Annotated in this window: 15 protein-coding genes and 2 pseudogenes; 3 read left to right on the top strand and 14 right to left on the bottom strand. The window is 37.5% G+C overall.

Features of this window, described 5'->3' with window-relative positions; genetic code table 11:
• Positions 1-6: 6 nt before the first annotated feature.
• The 10 genes from JOC77_RS05075 to JOC77_RS05030 form a co-directional block, all read right to left on the bottom strand.
• Complete coding sequence (locus tag JOC77_RS05075; protein ID WP_204539577.1) at positions 7-705, bottom strand: SDR family oxidoreductase; 699 nt, start codon at positions 703-705, stop codon at positions 7-9.
• Positions 706-721: 16 nt separating this feature from the next.
• A complete protein-coding gene (locus JOC77_RS05070) occupies positions 722-1,198 on the bottom strand; it encodes a VOC family protein (protein WP_204539574.1) in 477 nt (158 codons plus the stop codon).
• A gap of 16 nt (positions 1,199-1,214) precedes the next feature.
• Positions 1,215-1,673 carry a VOC family protein gene (locus tag JOC77_RS05065; protein ID WP_204539570.1) on the bottom strand — a complete coding sequence of 153 codons (459 nt, stop codon included), beginning with the start codon at positions 1,671-1,673 and terminating at the stop codon, positions 1,215-1,217.
• A gap of 37 nt (positions 1,674-1,710) precedes the next feature.
• Complete coding sequence (locus JOC77_RS05060; RefSeq protein ID WP_204539567.1) at positions 1,711-2,589, bottom strand: carbohydrate ABC transporter permease; 879 nt, start codon at positions 2,587-2,589, stop codon at positions 1,711-1,713.
• Positions 2,590-2,602: 13 nt separating this feature from the next.
• Positions 2,603-3,490 (bottom strand): carbohydrate ABC transporter permease, encoded by an 888-nt coding sequence (locus JOC77_RS05055; RefSeq protein ID WP_204539564.1) that lies wholly within the window; start codon positions 3,488-3,490, stop codon positions 2,603-2,605.
• Positions 3,491-3,626: 136 nt separating this feature from the next.
• Positions 3,627-4,949 (bottom strand): ABC transporter substrate-binding protein, encoded by a 1,323-nt coding sequence (locus JOC77_RS05050; RefSeq protein ID WP_239558612.1) that lies wholly within the window; start codon positions 4,947-4,949, stop codon positions 3,627-3,629.
• 160 nt (positions 4,950-5,109) lie between these two features.
• On the bottom strand, positions 5,110-6,147 hold the full coding sequence (locus JOC77_RS05045) for a LacI family DNA-binding transcriptional regulator (protein WP_204539561.1): 1,038 nt from the start codon (positions 6,145-6,147) through the stop codon (positions 5,110-5,112).
• 378 nt (positions 6,148-6,525) lie between these two features.
• Entirely contained in the window at positions 6,526-7,446 is a 921-nt protein-coding gene (locus tag JOC77_RS05040; RefSeq protein ID WP_204539558.1) for an HNH endonuclease, read from the bottom strand.
• A 701-nt stretch (positions 7,447-8,147) separates the two neighbouring features.
• The gene (locus tag JOC77_RS05035) at positions 8,148-8,315 is read right to left on the bottom strand and encodes a hypothetical protein (RefSeq protein WP_204539555.1); all 168 of its coding nucleotides are present in this window, start codon (positions 8,313-8,315) and stop codon (positions 8,148-8,150) included.
• Positions 8,316-9,091: 776 nt separating this feature from the next.
• Positions 9,092-11,179, bottom strand: coding sequence for a DUF4179 domain-containing protein (locus JOC77_RS05030; protein ID WP_204539551.1), 2,088 nt, complete (start codon positions 11,177-11,179; stop codon positions 9,092-9,094).
• A 478-nt stretch (positions 11,180-11,657) separates the two neighbouring features.
• Between JOC77_RS05030 and JOC77_RS05025 the strand changes: the two genes are divergently transcribed.
• Positions 11,658-12,497, top strand: coding sequence for a ComEC/Rec2 family competence protein (locus tag JOC77_RS05025; RefSeq protein WP_204539548.1), 840 nt, complete (start codon positions 11,658-11,660; stop codon positions 12,495-12,497).
• A gap of 1 nt (position 12,498) precedes the next feature.
• Entirely contained in the window at positions 12,499-12,723 is a 225-nt protein-coding gene (locus JOC77_RS05020) for a DUF3006 domain-containing protein (RefSeq protein ID WP_239558611.1), read from the top strand.
• A gap of 30 nt (positions 12,724-12,753) precedes the next feature.
• Here JOC77_RS05020 and JOC77_RS21195 read toward each other — a convergent pair.
• From JOC77_RS21195 to JOC77_RS05005, 4 genes and pseudogenes are all read right to left on the bottom strand, one after another.
• Positions 12,754-12,991 (bottom strand): annotated as a pseudogene (locus JOC77_RS21195) (IS3 family transposase); the annotation flags it as partial.
• On the bottom strand, positions 12,957-13,103 hold the full coding sequence (locus JOC77_RS05015) for a hypothetical protein (protein ID WP_204539545.1): 147 nt from the start codon (positions 13,101-13,103) through the stop codon (positions 12,957-12,959). The gene JOC77_RS05015 and the pseudogene JOC77_RS21195, both read right to left, overlap by 35 nt.
• A 229-nt stretch (positions 13,104-13,332) precedes the next feature.
• Positions 13,333-15,030 (bottom strand): DUF262 domain-containing protein, encoded by a 1,698-nt coding sequence (locus JOC77_RS05010; RefSeq protein WP_204539542.1) that lies wholly within the window; start codon positions 15,028-15,030, stop codon positions 13,333-13,335.
• A gap of 77 nt (positions 15,031-15,107) precedes the next feature.
• Complete coding sequence (locus JOC77_RS05005; RefSeq protein WP_204539539.1) at positions 15,108-15,644, bottom strand: DUF1643 domain-containing protein; 537 nt, start codon at positions 15,642-15,644, stop codon at positions 15,108-15,110.
• A 327-nt stretch (positions 15,645-15,971) separates the two neighbouring features.
• Here JOC77_RS05005 and JOC77_RS05000 point away from each other — a divergent pair.
• Positions 15,972-16,546 (top strand): annotated as a pseudogene (locus JOC77_RS05000) (recombinase family protein).
• Positions 16,547-16,775 lie beyond the last annotated feature (229 nt).

The following is a 16,775-nucleotide window of genomic DNA, read 5'->3' as shown; positions in this document are numbered from 1 at the left end:
TTTCTGCTAGATGGCCATGCTGCCGCCTCTATGGTCAATAAAAGCAAAATCACTCTTTACACTGGTTTTTCCTTCCACGATATCCATAATGTTGTTGGCTGTTTCCACTGGAGAGCCTGGCGCTTTATCTCCGCCCATATCTGTTTTAATCCAGCCGGGATGGATGGCATAGACATTGATTTCTTTCTCCTTCACATACTTCTTTAGCTGTTCGGAAAACATATTCAGCGCTGCTTTCGAGATGGCATAAGGATAATCTCCTCCATAGGCATTATGAAAGCTTCCAGCTTCAGAAGATATATTGACGATCGATTGGTCTTGGCCCTTCAATAGCAATGGAAGAAAATGCTTCACTACCCGCATGGGGCCGTATAAATTCACATCCATCGTGAATTGAAGCTGCGCAAAATCAAGATCCTCAATTCTCTTATCCCGTTCCACAAGTACGCCAGCATTATTGATAATTACATCGATGGAGCCAAACTCTGACATTGCTTTCGTTGCGCTCTCGGCAATGGAAGCCTCATTCGTTACTTCCATTGAAAGAGGGTGGATTCTCCCGGGGAAACGGTTGTGCAGCTGAGTCAGCCCTTCAGCTTTTGTTTGATCCCGGAGACCAGCCAAAATGGTATGCCCTCTATCCCCACCCGCCCTCGCAAGCTCCAAGCCAAGCCCTCTTCCAGCACCTGTAATCAATATCTTCATATATTGAACCTCCGCTTTAGCTCGTTTTCTTTCCCAGTTCCTGTAGACCCAGCGTCACACCTAATTGAGGGATAGAATCGAAATAGCTATATCTTCCGGATCCATACTCTCCTTTATGTACGAGCGGCATCCCTTTCCCTTCGACAAATTTAATATGCTCTTCAAATCCATTAACAGTGTAAGTGATAAAATGGACACCTGTACCGTTCTTCTGCTTAAACTCATTCCAAGGACTATCTTCATCATATGGCTCAAGCAGTTCGACCGTAACAGGACCCATTTGCAGGTTGGCAAATTTGGTCCGTGCAGGAATCATTTTTCCTCTGTACCACGTATAGGTTGCTCCAGTCGGGTCTGGTGTATATTCCTCCGGTGGAATCTGAATTTCAGGCAGCTCCGTTCCAAAGAGCGTGGAATAGGTTCTCGCAGCCTCCTCAATATTTTCGACCACGATGCCTATTTTCACTAGATTATTATTTTCTATTTTATCCATAAGCTTTGCCTCCTTTTTAGTCGTTATCATTCTCCAGCAGCTCGAGCATTATTTTTAAATCCTTGAACGTATCCATATACGCATAGCGTCCGCCGGTATATTCTCCTTTTTGTACAAGCGGCATCTGGTTTCGTTCCATCACAGCGATCTTTTCTTTCATTCCTTTAATGACAAAGGCGATGTGATGCGGGCCTTCGCCATGCAGATCCAGATGCTCCCTCCATGTGCTTGGCTGGTGGTCAGGTTCGATCAGCTCTAACTGAAGGGATCCCATATCAAAGAATGCAAGCTTTGCCCTTGCTTCTGACCGTTCCCCGCGGTATTCAGTTTGTGCAATATCCACTGTGTCCGTAATGATCGCTTCAGGCTTCTTCACTCCAAAGAAATCAGCGTAGGCCTGGCTTGTTGTTTCAATATCGTTTACTAGAATTCCAATTTGAGTGATTACGTTATTTCCTAATACATTTTTCTCCACGTGCTTTCCCCATTTCGTATTATTTATTTATAACGGATTAACCGTTATATCCCCATTTTTTTGAAAGTTTGAACAATGCGAACATAATGATGAGAGCTATAACTAGAAGAATCCATGCCATGGCGGATGCATAGCCCATTTTTGAATACTGGAATGCGTTTTGGTATAGATAGAGCGAGTAAAAGGTTGTAGAACCATCGGGCCCGCCCTGGGTGATTATAAAAGCTTCGGCAAATGCCTGGAATACACCGATGATTCCTGTAATGACGTTATATAATATAACTGGCTTTAACATCGGGAGTGTTATATGGAAAAATTGCTGAAACGAATTGGCCCCATCAATCCTGGCAGCTTCGTATAAGGAATCTGAGATCCCCTGCAATCCTGCTAGATAGATAATGATCATACCGCCAGAACCCCATATTGCCATAAGGATAAACGCGGGTTTTGCCCAGGTCGGGCTTGAAAACCAGCCCGGACCCTCAATTCCAAACAGACCTAGAAACGAATTTACCACTCCTGAATCCGGCTGAAGAATCCATATCCAAAGAATGGACAGGATTACCAGCGGAACCAAAGTCGGCAGAAAGAATATTACCCGGAAAAATGACATTCCTTTAATATGTTTGTAGTTTAATAAAACAGCAATAAAAATTGTAGTAACCGTGGTTATCGTTAGTCCGACAAATACCATATAGAGTGTATTAGACAAGCCTTTTATAAATAAATCATCTTGGAACAGTAGTTCCTTGTAGTTTTGTAAGCCAACAAATATTGGTTCTGAGATAGCATTGTACTCCGTTAATGAGTAATACAAGGAACTTAACAGCGGGTAAGTGGTAAAAACCAGGAACCCGATGACCCAGGGAGATATAAACAATAGTCCGTTCAACAGGTTTCTTCTTTTGGCGAGCATTAAGATTCACCTCTCATTCCTTAATTCCGGATAGCGCAATTCCTTGGATGAAATACTTTTGCAAGACGAAGAAGATAATCAATACAGGCAAAGTCATGCTTACCCCGACTGCCAAGAGTAATGGCCATCTTGGGTCGTTGACACTCATTATCTGCTGGATACCCAGTGACAGCGTATAAAGGCTGTTATCATTCAGGAACACAAGCGGCCCAATAAAATCGCCCCATGATGCGAGGAAAGCGAAGATAATGACCGTCATGATAACTGGTTTTGACAGTGGCAGAATGACATTCCAATAAATCCTGAATTCACTTGCCCCATCCAATTTAGCAGCTTCAGAAAGCTCTTTCGGGATACTGATAAAGAACTGCCTGAGCAAAAAGATAAAGAACGGGTTCCCGAAAAACGGTGTAACCGTCAGTGGGAGAAAAGTTCCGATCCAGCCCAGCTTCTGGAATAACATGAACAACGGAATCATCGTAACCTGGAATGGAAGGAGCATCGTGACTAAAACCAGTACGAACACGGCATCCCTTCCCTTCCACTCGATCCTTGAAAACCCATATGCAATCAAGGTACAGGATATAACAGAGCCGATAATATTCATGCTGGTGATAAAGAGTGTGTTTTTTAGATATAAGAAGAAAGGAAACTCGCTGAAGGCCTGGGTGTAGTTTTGCCAGTGGAATACTTTAGGAATCCCCGGGTTTGTGAACAGCTCGCTGCTGCTTTTTAAACTTCCGGAAACGAGCCATAGAAAAGGGATAATGAATGCCAGAGAAAATAAAATCAATATAACGTAGACGACGGCTGTTTGATACCTTCTTGTTTTTTTAGTGGAACCTAGTTTGCGCTGTACAACGTTTATTGACGTTTTCTCCAGGGCTGGTGAATTTTCCATGAACACACCTCTTTTCATTTATATACTGTTTTAGCATGACGATTTATGTATGTTGAGAGTCTGCAGATAATGCTCTTAAGCACTACCTGCAGCTCCACTCTAGTTAAATAACTGTTAAACTTCCAATCTTCTCTTCTTACTTGGTTTTGTCAGCCTGTTTTTGAAGCTTATCTTCTGCTGCCTTTAACAATGGAGCAGGATCTTTGTGATTGTAGATGACACTGTCTCGAAGAAGCTTCAACTCATTTGACATTTCCTTGGATACAGAGGTCAATGCCGGATGGCCAGCACCTGGTGAACTGGACACTTCCCGCACTACCTGATACACCTGGTCATTTTCCTTATCCCATTTAATGGCATCACTAGGCTCTTTAAAAATGGAAATGGATCTCCAGGTGTTGATATTGTCTGCAAGCACCTTCGGCTGGACTCCGGCAAGGATAAACTTCATCGCCGCATCAGGATTTTTTGCACCTTTCGGAATCATGAATACATTGGTTCCAAGAGTTGTTGCTTTTTCACGTCCACCTTCTGGAGTCGGAATCGGAGCAACACGGTATTCTGTATTCGGTGAATAAATTTTGATGGCATTGGCAAACCAGTTACCATTTAAGGTCATGGCTACTTTCCCTGTAAAGAACGGATGGTCTGGGGAGAACGCTCCTCCAAAGCCGGAAGTAAAGGTTTTGATTTTTTCCGGATTGTACTTCACTGCATAAGTGTCCATCCACTTATAGGCTGCCTGCAATTTAGGGTCATTCAGCTCTACCTTATTTTTTTCAGGATCATAGAAGTTGGCACCGAACACCCAGCCCCATAGATATGATTCATCTCCTGCATCCAGCCAAGGGATAAACCCTAATCTATCAATCTTGTTATTATTTACCTTGGTTAATTTCTCTGCGGCTGCATCAAGCTCTTCGATGGTCTTAGGGGGATTATCCGGATCAAGCCCGGCTTCCTTGAACATTTTCACGTTGTAGTATAGAAGGTTTACGTTGGAATCTTGAGGAAATAGATAAGTCTTATCTTTGTATTTCATGAGTGGCTTGAAGGATTCAAGAACACCTGAATCATCAAATTTGTTTTTCTTAAGCAAATCATCAAGCGGTGTTAATGCACCCTGTACAGCCAGACTGTAAGCGGTTGCATATTCGTTACTTATAACTACATCCGGCGGATTTCCTCCAGTGATGGAAGCCAGGAGCTTACCATTCGAAATTCCTCCATCCGGCGGAACATAAGTGGCTTTAATCTTATAGCCTTTATTATCCTTTTCGAACTCTGCCATTCTCCATTTATCCCACTTCTCGGAATCACCGCCCCACGGGTACCAATAGGTGAAGTTCTTTCCTCCACCACCGGAGGCACCATTTGAAGCCTTGTTTCCACTGCATCCAGTCAAAAACAAACTCACAACAAGCAGCATCATCAGCAATAACGAAAACGCCTTTTTCAAAAAACTTCCCCCTTTAGAATGTGAATAATATTTATTACAGCTTAAAAAGCTAATAACCACAGTAAGTTAAACGCTTACATTTATTTCAAAAAAAGAGAAAATTATAGATATAATTCTTAATACTAATTGTAAACGCGTGTTCATAACCGTTTAAAAAAATTTATTTTATTTTTTTACAAGAATTCCTTTCGACAAGCTCTAATCCCATGGTTACCTTTACATGTGCTGGATTGTCGTCCTCAATTGTATGTATGAGCTGGGTTGTCAGTTTTTTCATCATGGCACCAAAGTCCACGCTTATCGTAGTAAGATTAAAAAATGAGCTTAAAACATGGTCGTCAGAACCTATTACTGAAATATCCTCCGGAATCTTGAGACCTTTTTCCTTCAATGCGGCAGCTGCACCAAAAGCAACACTGTCATTGGCTGCGATGAACGCTGTTGGCAGGGATATCTTTGATTGAAGAAATTTTTTCATTACACGATAGCCGCCATCTTTACTGAAATTTGCATGCAGGACCCATTCAGGCTTGATCGGAATGGAATGCTTGTTCATAGCTGTCTTAAATCCTTCATACTTGGCCGGAGCGGCATACCTCTTTATATCACCATTTATCAAGCCGATGTTGTGGTGACCAAGGCTTACTAAGTAATCAACAGACATTTCAGCTCCATGTGCATAATCTACGTTGAACACAACACGATTTGGTTCATTACGTCCAGGAAGATGATGATCCACTACGCCAATGATGAATCCTTCCGCAATCAATTCTTCAATGAGCGGCTCATGATTGGCAGCACCTATAAAGATTCCTGCATCTACCCTTTTTTGGTAAAAAATTTCTTTTACGCTTGTTACATCCTCAATATCCTGTGTATCCCTGATAACGTGAGTTAGTACATAATATCCGTGTATGGATGCCTGTTCAATCACACTTACCATTAACATGTTACTGATGGCATCCCTGGAAATCTCGCCTCTTTCAATCATAAAGAGCCCAATCGTTCTCATCTTCTTGCCAGCCAGCACCTGTGCTGACATATTGGGAAAGTAATTAAAATCCCGAACTATTTTCATTACTTTCTCCCTTGTCTCAACAGGCACATTCGGATAATTGTTTATCACCCTGCTTACTGTGCTTCTTGAAACTCCGGCCAGTCTGGCTATTTCTACGCTATTAATTTCCATCTTTTTCATACTGAGAGCCTCTTTCTTGTAAACACGTGTTTATAGTTAAAATATAATGGCTGGTGTATAGATTGTCAACAGAATTTTCTGAATTATTTTGAAAATATAAATTACGCCTCTTTCACCTTTAGCTTCAACCCTATTGTTTTTAACATCGAGCTAGGATCCAAAGTTTAATTAGTTAGTAAGAAAAATACTAAGATAAGTTATATTGTCTTATTCCCTCTCGCCTTAATAGTTTCGTTATTTTCAAGATATAACTCCCGTTTCTTGTCTATAGGGAAATAAAAAAGCCAAGTGATTACCACTTGACCGTTTGTTCAACTTTGACACAATAAATATCTATATCCAAAAAAGTAGCACTTTCTAGATAGTTAGCAATAGAAACTATTTACTAAAAATATTCTTCTTATGCCATTTAAAATACATTTTATTTTCTTGATAGACCTTTATCTTTGTCTTCGGCATTATTCCATAATTTAAATAATCATACTCCCAAATTTTAGAAGAGATGTGCAAACGTCCTTGCCCATCAAATGTTATATAGCCGTGTTCGTAAAGTGCCTGGTGATTGCAGCAAAGTAGCAACCCGTTGTACGGATCAACACGTTCTAAGCTTGTGCAGTCCTTCCATGGCTTTGAATGAACAGCCCTCAAAAGCTCTGGCAGGCTTATTCCACATAGAACACATTTTCCCTCCCAGAGCGGGAATAAATCTTTTCTAAACCTTTGCTTACCAAGCCTTATCTTTGTTTTGATTACAGATTCAGATTCAGCTAACACTGGGATTAACATATTGTTTTCCGTTCTTCTTACTTCTTCCATCGAAAATTCCAATTGTTCGTCCGTTACCAGATACACATTTAATTCGCTAATTAACTCCAGTAGTTTAATCGCCAGCTCTTCGTTGCATGGATATAAATATCCCTGATTACCATTTGAATCAGGTTGGAAAGGTGAATACTTTATTGGTAAGAGTGACGCAATGTGAATAAAACTATCCCGTATATTAACCGGTTTCTCCAATTCATGGTAGCTAAGATGAACTAAATAACCTTCGTTATCCCAACTATCATCATTTTGCACAGCTGATGGTTTACCAGCTTCTATACACCCTTCTTTGGCTATACCTATCGCCACTATGTTTCCTTTTACGTAATGAAATATTTGGTCCCCTTGTTTGACCTCTTTCATTCGCTCCCAGGAATGAGGGGTATTTCCTCCCTTATCTGTTTTTGGGATCCATATAACCCCTAAATCTCTGTCTATTTCATATGTATGGCCTTGCATCACGATGAAACTGCTCAATAAACTTCCTCCTAAATAACTGTACACTACTTGTATAATATAGTTTTTCCATCTTAATACACGAATTACTTTCTACAATAATAACTTAGACTACCTATAAAAATTTTCTAGCTGAATTGCTTTTTCTTATACGCTCTACAATCCACTAAAAAAGACCTAATAAGTATATATATGATTTATCCTTTATGAGTATTTTCAACTAACCAGATATTAAGTATATCAACTCTGACATCTTTTTTGTCAAAGAGTGCTTGCAATTTGAATAGAATATTTTAAAGGGGGCTGACACAATCGAGAGAAACAAAAGTATAATCGGGAGTTCATATATGTCACAAGGTGTAACAGTCAGGACCGGCGCCTTCTTTAATCATGCCGCCCCAAACTTTGTAATTTTTAGCTGGAAAAACCGCCTGGTAGATCAGGCGGTAAGCTTAATAAAATAGTCCTATTATTATCAACAAGCAGTTTTAATTGTTAGACTTCGTCATGTCCAAAACAAAAAAAATCCTTCCATGACTAGCCAAGAAAAACCCTGGTATGCATGCCGTAAAAAAAATGACCCTCGGTATCATAGGTTCAAAATAAGAACCAGGAACAAAAATAAAGCAGCAGCAGCCAAGAATGTCCCTACCGTAACAAATAGAATAATGGAAGAGGTAGTTTTGGCAGCTGCAAACAGTCTTTTATTTCGATTAACCTTTTTATTTCTCCACAAAAACGATTGCACACCCGGCTAAAAATAACATTCCAATTATCAGGACATTGTTCATGACATTCATAGAGTAATAGCCAATAAGAACAATAACAGCGATGATGAAGATGATAATGGACGCAGCAAGGGGCTTGTTTTTATCCGGCGTTTTCTCCATAAAACCGATAAAATTCCCCAAATCAATAAAAAAAGGAACAGTACCGCATGATAACGGCAGAGGCATAAGGTGAGAAGTAAGCAGTACTGAGAATCACCCATATACTCAATCCCGGAAACAAAAAGTAACCCTTATGTACGCGTTTTTCTTTCCTTTTAAAAACCCAGTAAATGCTCATTAATATGCCAAGAGGCACACTGCAAAACAGGACATACAATATGTTAAAAAGCACTTCCATCGTTCTCCCTCTGTATTTACCTATAGATATAATTCAATAGTATTATAGCATTATTCTATAAACTGGAAGAAACAAAATGAGTATTTTCACCCATAGATGCTTTACCTGAAAACAAACGCTGGCTTCTAGGTCCGCTCCACTCAAACTGTATATACAAATGGAGTTGAGATTTTATAACACTTTAAAATTAGAAGGAATTTGGAGCTGCCAAGAGTTTTTCCTTAAAAGAAAACTCAGCATCAGGTCTATTTATCTTCACTATTTATGAAGAAAGAAATGAGCCGACCACTTTTATTTAGAGCATGATCTAATAAACGGATAGTCCCCCCTGAAGTCTTTGTAAAATCAAAAAAGCCGCCTATTAAAGGCAGCTGTGTACTAAATTATAATTTAATCTCGTTCTTCCATAAAAATACGGTTTACCTTCAAACTCTTCTACCAACCTATAAAAGTTATCCTTCGAAAAGCATACATTACCCGGCATCATGGAACCCTTCAAGGATAAGACCCTTTGAGCTCTAAATGCTAGTAAACCTATTTACTCTTTATCTCCTTGTCTTTGGACTCCTTCTTTCAACGAAAGCTTCACCACATCATCTAAAAATTTGGTTGTCGTATATCCCATAATCTGCAGTCGTTTTGGAATCACTTTTTGACTAGTGTCTTCATTTACTACCTTTAAGCTTTGAACGGTAACCAAATAACGGGTCTCCTCATTTGAATAAAAGAAAGGAGTTTTGGCCGGATCATATTCTTTCCCGTTCTTGTCTAGGGCAACTCCTTGCATATCATTCATCTCCATTGAAAGCAGGGCATTTTCATCTTCACTCACAACATGGAAATTTAGCGAGTCATACTCTCGATGCTTAATTTCATGATCGCTGATGACTATATTGGCGGGGTTTCCAGCATCCAGCTTGTCGATAGAGATTGTACTGCCTGCATATTCAAAGGTTTGAGGATATTTATCAGCACCATCCAGCTGGATGGTTTTTTCGTCATTCACACTTAAAGAAACAGATCCGAATCGAACGGTAACTTCTTTTGGCTTTTCTCCCGGAAGAGGATCGAAGTGGGCTTGAAAAGTATAGTCATATTGAGATGAATCCATAAAGGAACTCCCATATATATCAGGTTTTGCTTTCTTATTATTCACTTCCAGAGAGTCGAAGGCAACTTGATGTATCTGCCTGGCTTCCTGGTTATTGACAATGTGATATTGCAGAATAGTGGTTGTTGGTGAAAGTATCAATTTATCCATTTGAACCGTGATTCCTTCTAGTTTTGTTTTTTGATTTAGTGCATATTCCGTGGAAGGCTGTTTGGTTACAGAAATAGCAAAGTTCCACTTCCCCGTCTTATAAAACATATCCTCGTTCGTGCTTTCATTTATCTGGCTATAGGGATTACGATTTAATTTCATAAGCTTTGTGATCTTCAGGTTGATGGTACCATGATCCTTAGAAAGCGGCGGCAGACTAAGCTTTCCTTCATACACGTTCTTTTCTTTATTATTAAGATCCGATTCAAGGTCAGGAGGATAGTATCGAGGAATTTGTTCATTTTTCAGGATTTTATATCCGTTCTCCACTAATACTCCATCATCATATGTTAGCGCATACTGGCTGTCTTCTTTCATATCTTCGATTTCATAATAAACAAGTGTCTGAACATCATCTGCAATGGCACCCTTGATCTTAATTCTTACCCCATTGCTTTTTGCTTCCAGATCCAGGCTTTCACCGATCCCATGTTGAAGTGAGGCACGTAATTGAGGGTTTTCTTCTGTCCATTGATAGTATAGGTAGGTAAACGCCCCTGTAAAATAACACGTTCCTATTAATAATGCGAAAACACCTGCGATAATTAACCCTACTTTTGTACGATGCTCATTTTTCTGCTGCTTTCGATTTTCCTGTTCTGCAAGCTTTTTCTTGATCTTCTCCATGAATCCAGCTGGCACATGTATAGATTCCATCCGCTCCAATAGATATAACATGACTTCTTGAAAGGTCCCTAAATCCTCCTGACAGCTGGGACAACGATATACATGCTTTTCAAACTCAATCTTCTGCGGCCGATCCATGGTCCTTTCCAGATAATCTATATAATACTTTTGATACTCCTTGCAGCCATTAAAGTCCAGACCGTACCCCATTTCTTTTCTAAGCGACCGTATGCCGGAAAACGTAAGTCCTTTCATTTGTTCCGCTGACACATGAAGAATCTGAGCCGCCTTCTCCCTTGGAATTCCTATCACGCAGGAGAGGACCAGCGCTTCCCTCTCGGACTCTTCCAACCGATTTAGAGCCTTTAAAAAATCATCATGTTCACTTTCCTCTGAATCTTGCGGACTTTTAATCTTAGAAAGGTTACGGCAGGTATGTATGAAAATGGATGTTACCCACGTTTCGAATGATGCATCACTTTTGAACCGAGGCAGCTCCTTTTGCACTTTTAATATAGTCTGGTAAAAAAGTTCTTCCATTTGCAGAGTATTCCCAAGATAGAACCAACCAAGTGCATAAAACGGTCGTTTATGCTGATTAAACCAATCTACAATAGAATCCAAGCCTTTTTGTCTTATGGAAGAAATGGAAATGGAATCTATTTTTGCCGGAATCATAAGATGTGTTTCCCCCTTTATTCTCTTTTTATCACTTGTATAAGATCGTATCTTGCTCACATTAAATCTTTATTAAATTGCACTGGTTTTTATATGACTGTTCATAAATTATCTTAATTTACATTTAGAATCATACAATTATAACATTTTTATCCAATTAATAATGCCATAATTATGAATTGATTTATATCTCAGTGTTCAATTTATTTTTGTGGCAGGGCGAACTCCATTGTTCCTAAACCATTGGTTATTTAAGCATTTCTCGTCGATTAGAACTGCTAGGCTAGAAAACCTGTGTATTTACTTAAATTTTAACAATCTCATAGAAGTTAAATAGTCCAGTAAGATTTTTTATTGCAACCTTTCCCAATGGTAACCTCATACTCACTAAGTAAGTATTTTCCATTTCTTCATATAAAAATAAAGATAGTAAGTTTTCCCAAAGCGTGTTAGTTTATTTTATGGGAGGTAGGAAAAAATGAAAAAATTAAATATTATTCTAAGTATCATTTTCTTTATTTCTTTGTTAGGTGGAACAACATATTCTAAAGCAGCTACAAATCCCCTTTCCGTACATGTTATTAATGTTGGGCAAGGGGATTCCATTTTTATAAAAGCACTAACCGGAGAAACAATTCTAGTGGATGCTGGGAAATCTGGTACGACTGTTGTTAATTACTTGAAGAAACAAAAGGTTTCTACTTTAACAGCTGTAGTATCCACACATCCTGATGCCGATCATGTTGGTGGCTTGGATGAAGTACTTAAAGCTTTTAATGTAAAGTCTGTTTATGCACCAAAAGTTTCGCATACAACTCAAGCCTTTAAAAATTTCCTTACGGCAGTCAAAAACGAAAAGCTAACAATCAAAACTGCTCAAAATGGTGTGGTTATACCAGACAAAGATAAGAATACCGAAATAAAGTTTATTGCCCCGGTAAAATCGTATGCTAAATCTGACTTGAATAACTGGAGCGGGGTACTTATGGTTAAGCATGGCAGTAAAAAGGTTTTATTGACTGGGGATGCTGAATTGCAGTCAGAAAATGACATGCTTGCTAAGAAGTTATTATCCAAAGTAGATGTATTAAAGGTAGGGCATCATGGAGCTAAGACTTCCTCCAGCGCCAAACTTCTGAGCATTGCCAAACCTACATACTCGGCAATAAGTGTAGGAAAAAATTCTTATGGCCACCCTACATCAGAGACAATAAAAAGGTTAACTGCAATTAAAAGTAAAATATATAGAACTGATAAAAGTGGGAATATTATTTTTACCTCAAATGGCAAGTCAATAACTATTAAGACGGTGAAATAATATGACTGAAAGAATAAAAGGTATTATTGATCGCTTTGAAGGTAATTTTGTAGTGGTCGAATTTAACGGTGGGCTTAACGATTTTCCTAGAGATATTTTCCCTAAAGAAGCTACCTCTGGAGATGTAGTTGAGATTACGAGTAAAAATGTAAAAGTCCTTAAAGGGGAAACAGAAATATTAAGAAAAGAAATTGAAGACCTTATGAATGATGTTTGGGAAGATTAAATAGGTAGTGTACCCTTTGTAAAGGACAGTTTAAAAAAGACTATGCATTTTTAGAAGATGATCACTGTATTGAACAGGGGTCATCTTATTTAAAATCCATTGATATCTATCATAGTGCATCATATAGCTTTTAATTTCTCGTTTTAGTCAATTCCAGGGTAAAAAACGGGTTAATGGACGCTTCCTCTTTAAAGTGACCAAAAAAAGATTCCTGCGGAGCATTGTCCCAACAATTACATCGTCTTGACTTTGGCTGTTGTAAATTCAGCAAGAATTTTATTAGAATGAAATTGATCTGATATTCCAATTAGGAATCCCCAGGCTTGAAAAATGTATTTCTGGTTTTCTGGTATATTAGGTATAATATTTAATAACTCCATAAAAGCCCTCCATTAAATTGTCATATACTTCTAAAAGTTTACATTTATTCCAGAATATTTTAAATATAAAAATATCTCAACAACACAACTTAGTAATAATTGGTCGACTGTTTATAATAATGGAAGTCATTTTACATTACCATAGCCATATGGATGATAGCCATGTAAAAGTCAATTCTTGTAAAAAGACACTAAACAGTATATCTTTCCTACTTAGTGTCCGTTAGATTTATACGTTCCATATTTCTTCAAATGCAGTCTTTGCCATCATTTCAGTGCGAGCTTCAATATCAGTTTCCTCCCATACTAATTTCTCTTCGTATTTGCTGATAAATTCCTGAACTACATGTAGTTCCGAATCTCTCATTAATTGTATTTTTTCCGGAAAAGGTTTTCTATCAATCTTATTATTAAGGTCTCCATCAAGAGGTAACAAGTTTCCCAGAGTACCCAAATTATTTCCAACAGTGGATTGTGGAACAATATGCTCTAATGTAAAGTGATTAACAGTCAATTCATTTGTTTGTCTTAAATAAGCTTCCCATTTTTTAAAAATGTACTGAATCAATTTTTTATCTTTTGTCTCTTCATTTGTAAAATGCAATTTCTTAAAGGAGTTAGTAAACTCATCAAATGAGGGGAGCTTTTCCTTTAGTATCTCTTTTAGTTCATTTAAGATCTCTCTCGTTTGTGTTATAGAATTACTATCTGTAATTTTTTTTGAAAATTTTATGTACATTTTATCTAAGCCTGATGCTCTTAGAGAAGAAACCGCCGTGAATATGAAGTGGAAATATTCTATTTTTGTCAATATGTCTTCTACTTCTCCTATCTTCACTACGCGATTGCCTTCAGTATACTTTGATAATAGAGAAAGAATAAATGGCCTAGGAGTATACACTCCAAATAATTTTAGTGCGGCTGTACAATCAAATATTACTTTTTGACGTGTCTCAGTCCAATCATTAGTTTGTGGATTACTTATTTTCTGATATAATTCCACGTTACTTGATAGTTCAGAAAGCAGCTCAAGTACTTGGTGTTGATTTGTTATTTTATTTTTGACAGATTGATACAACTTTGTTTTTGGTATATATCCTTCTTTTGACAACCAATAAGTCCTAAAGTATGTATCAATGTCCAAGTTTGTTTCACGCTTTAAAAGATCTTCCTTGATCTTCTTCCAATTGGTTTTAGCTCTATCAATTGGGTGTCTTTCAGTTAAAAGTTTAAATATTAAATTCTTTATTAGATCAATATTTTCTAAGTCGTGACCTTTACTATTGAGAATTTCAAATATTACATACGCTTCATCTTCATCATCTACAGTTATAAAGATAGTTTTTAATCGTTTTATTTGTTCAATGAGCGCTTTTAAATAATTTTCAAATACTTGTTCATTTTCACCTTTTTTTCTCACCAATTCTTTTCTAAAGAACTCAAAGCTATTAAAGAGCTTTTTTTCTTCTTCTGAATTAGGTGTTGCGTCACTTTTGTCAATAAAAAGTATTCGATCATTCAAGAATTCTTCCGAATTTTCATTTTTTATCTTAAATGTTTTTTCTCCACCTTGATCTGTACCTTCGATTAACGTTTTATACGTATTTGTTGCAAATTCTAAGTCACTATCCTTAAGTGATTCTATTATTTGAGAAAGTAAAATGGATATAGTGGTTAGACGTTGTTGACCATCTACAATATCAAAACGGGTAGAGCCCTCTCGATTAATCATTACAATTGAACCAATAAAATAATCCGTTGTAGAATGTGTGCCGTTGTCTACCTTAATTGATGAGGTAATATCGTTCCAAAATTCTAGAAGATCGTCTTTTTCCCACGCATACTCCCTTTGAAACCTAGTTACATGATAAGTGTTATTTTCACTCAATATATCATTTATTGTTTTTATTTCTGAAGTAATATTCATAATTCTACTCGCTTTCTATATAAGTATAGCAAAATCCAAACGGTGTAGGATTATAGATCCAAAAAACCTCTATGCATTTAGTTATGTCGATTAAAATATTCGATAATGTTAAAATCTTGTAATGGAGTTTCTTCCCCACATAAACTTGCATGGCATGGTTCACCTGAAATATTTATTCTAAAACACTTTATTTCACCCTCGTAGCTGCTTAACAGACGAATAAATTGATAATCTCTAACCATTGGACCTGGGTTATCTCCCCATGCTAACAGTAATTTTTCACTCCCATCCAAAGCTTCTTTTATGCTTTCTAAATTCTGATATTCTACTATTTTATGTAATTGTGACAGTTGAGCAGACTTAGGTCCCCTGGTTGCATACAAATTAACGGTAATAATTTCGTTACACCCTTCATCTACAGCCTTATTAAGACAAAGATTGGAAGATTTATCACCCTTTATTTCATTAGCAACGTTTGGATTATGCATTATAACAACAAATTTTTTAATTGCCTCTTCATTTTTTGCCCATGTTTTCTTTAATGAATATCTTTTGTTTAAAGCATCATCCACTGTTGATTCTATTTTTATAAAAGAAGTATTTGTTTTTTTCATATGCCTTTACTCCGTATTGTAATTTCTCCTTGAAGCTTTCCTTATTGTTCCATTATACCAATTTTACTAGAATTTTCTTAATAAGGAGTTTAGATTTTATTGAACAGCCTCAACAAAAAATAACGTAAAAGACCCCCTCGCTTCAAAACGATTATCGAATCTGTGGAACTTAAGACAAAATACCGAAAAACCTTTCACTTAAGTACACCCTAATGATAACAATCCTTGGTCGAGGTAAATCAATGGATCCAGACTCTCATATACTTCTTTCAAAAATGCTGATAGAACTCCCATATAAGCAAAACTTTGAAAGGAGACAAAATACATATGATTTATGGATACCCCTGTGTAAGTACTCCCGATCAGACCCTTGATACACAAATAGAAGCTCTGAAGAACTTTGGTGTTAACGAAATTATTTCAAAGAAAGTAATCGGAATTTTAAAAGTGAAAGAAAAACTGGAGTATTGATATAAAAGCTGCAAATTGGAGACAGACTTGTGGTAACACGCATGGATCGTTTGGGTAGGAATACTTTACAGCTGCTCGAATTAGTAGAGCATCTAGAGAAGAAGAACGTTCACTTAGTCATACTTAATTTAAATATAGACACAAGATCCGCAACAGGTAAGTTCTTTTTAACGATAGTGGCTGAATTTCGCGAGTTGGATAGAACAATGATTAAAGAAAAGCAACAAGCAGGTATTGAGTTAGCTAAGCAAAAAGGAAAATACAAAGGTCGTCCTAAGAAGTACACGGAGAAGAATTCAAAAATCAATCAAGCTATAGAATGGTATGGACAAGGAAGTAAAACAGTAAAGGAAATTAGCCAAGTATTAGGAATATATGAAGCCACAATATACCGGGAAGTAAAAAGTCGAGGAATTAAAAGAAGCATCTGACAAGTTTCCTGGCCTGCTGATTCCTCTGACTCTTCCCAGGAGGCCCCCTGTGTATTAACCCTTATGAGACAATCTAGCAAACCGGGCATCAGAAAGTTTACTATTACCAAGTGAAAAAGCACTCTATACTTTACTTATCAGACATGAAAGGGAATCTATAGACAGATAAAGAAAATCTACTTATGTTTTAAAAAAATCCATGAATTAAATAAATAACTTATGGAGTGGA

Origin of the sequence: Peribacillus deserti, assembly GCF_016909175.1 — a bacterium.
In the GTDB taxonomy this organism is placed as follows: Bacteria; Bacillota; Bacilli; order Bacillales; family DSM-1321; genus Paraperibacillus; species Paraperibacillus deserti.
The sequence above is the reverse complement of the archived record's forward strand: the minus strand, read 5'-3'. Positions and strand labels throughout refer to the sequence as shown.

Excerpts from the sequence above, each read along its gene's own strand:
- JOC77_RS05075 (WP_204539577.1), bottom strand. The coding sequence starts at position 705 with ATGAAGATATTGATTACAGGTGCTGGAAGAGGGCTTGGCTTGGAGCTT.
- JOC77_RS05070 (WP_204539574.1), bottom strand. The coding sequence starts at position 1,198 with ATGGATAAAATAGAAAATAATAATCTAGTGAAAATAGGCATCGTGGTC.
- JOC77_RS05060 (WP_204539567.1), bottom strand. The coding sequence starts at position 2,589 with ATGCTCGCCAAAAGAAGAAACCTGTTGAACGGACTATTGTTTATATCT.
- JOC77_RS05055 (WP_204539564.1), bottom strand. The coding sequence starts at position 3,490 with ATGGAAAATTCACCAGCCCTGGAGAAAACGTCAATAAACGTTGTACAG.
- JOC77_RS05045 (WP_204539561.1), bottom strand. The coding sequence starts at position 6,147 with ATGAAAAAGATGGAAATTAATAGCGTAGAAATAGCCAGACTGGCCGGA.
- JOC77_RS05035 (WP_204539555.1), bottom strand. The coding sequence starts at position 8,315 with ATGGAGAAAACGCCGGATAAAAACAAGCCCCTTGCTGCGTCCATTATC.
- JOC77_RS05030 (WP_204539551.1), bottom strand. The coding sequence starts at position 11,179 with ATGATTCCGGCAAAAATAGATTCCATTTCCATTTCTTCCATAAGACAA.
- JOC77_RS05025 (WP_204539548.1), top strand. The coding sequence starts at position 11,658 with ATGAAAAAATTAAATATTATTCTAAGTATCATTTTCTTTATTTCTTTG.
- JOC77_RS05020 (WP_239558611.1), top strand. The coding sequence starts at position 12,499 with ATGACTGAAAGAATAAAAGGTATTATTGATCGCTTTGAAGGTAATTTT.
- JOC77_RS05015 (WP_204539545.1), bottom strand. The coding sequence starts at position 13,103 with ATGGAGTTATTAAATATTATACCTAATATACCAGAAAACCAGAAATAC.
- JOC77_RS05010 (WP_204539542.1), bottom strand. The coding sequence starts at position 15,030 with ATGAATATTACTTCAGAAATAAAAACAATAAATGATATATTGAGTGAA.
- JOC77_RS05005 (WP_204539539.1), bottom strand. The coding sequence starts at position 15,644 with ATGAAAAAAACAAATACTTCTTTTATAAAAATAGAATCAACAGTGGAT.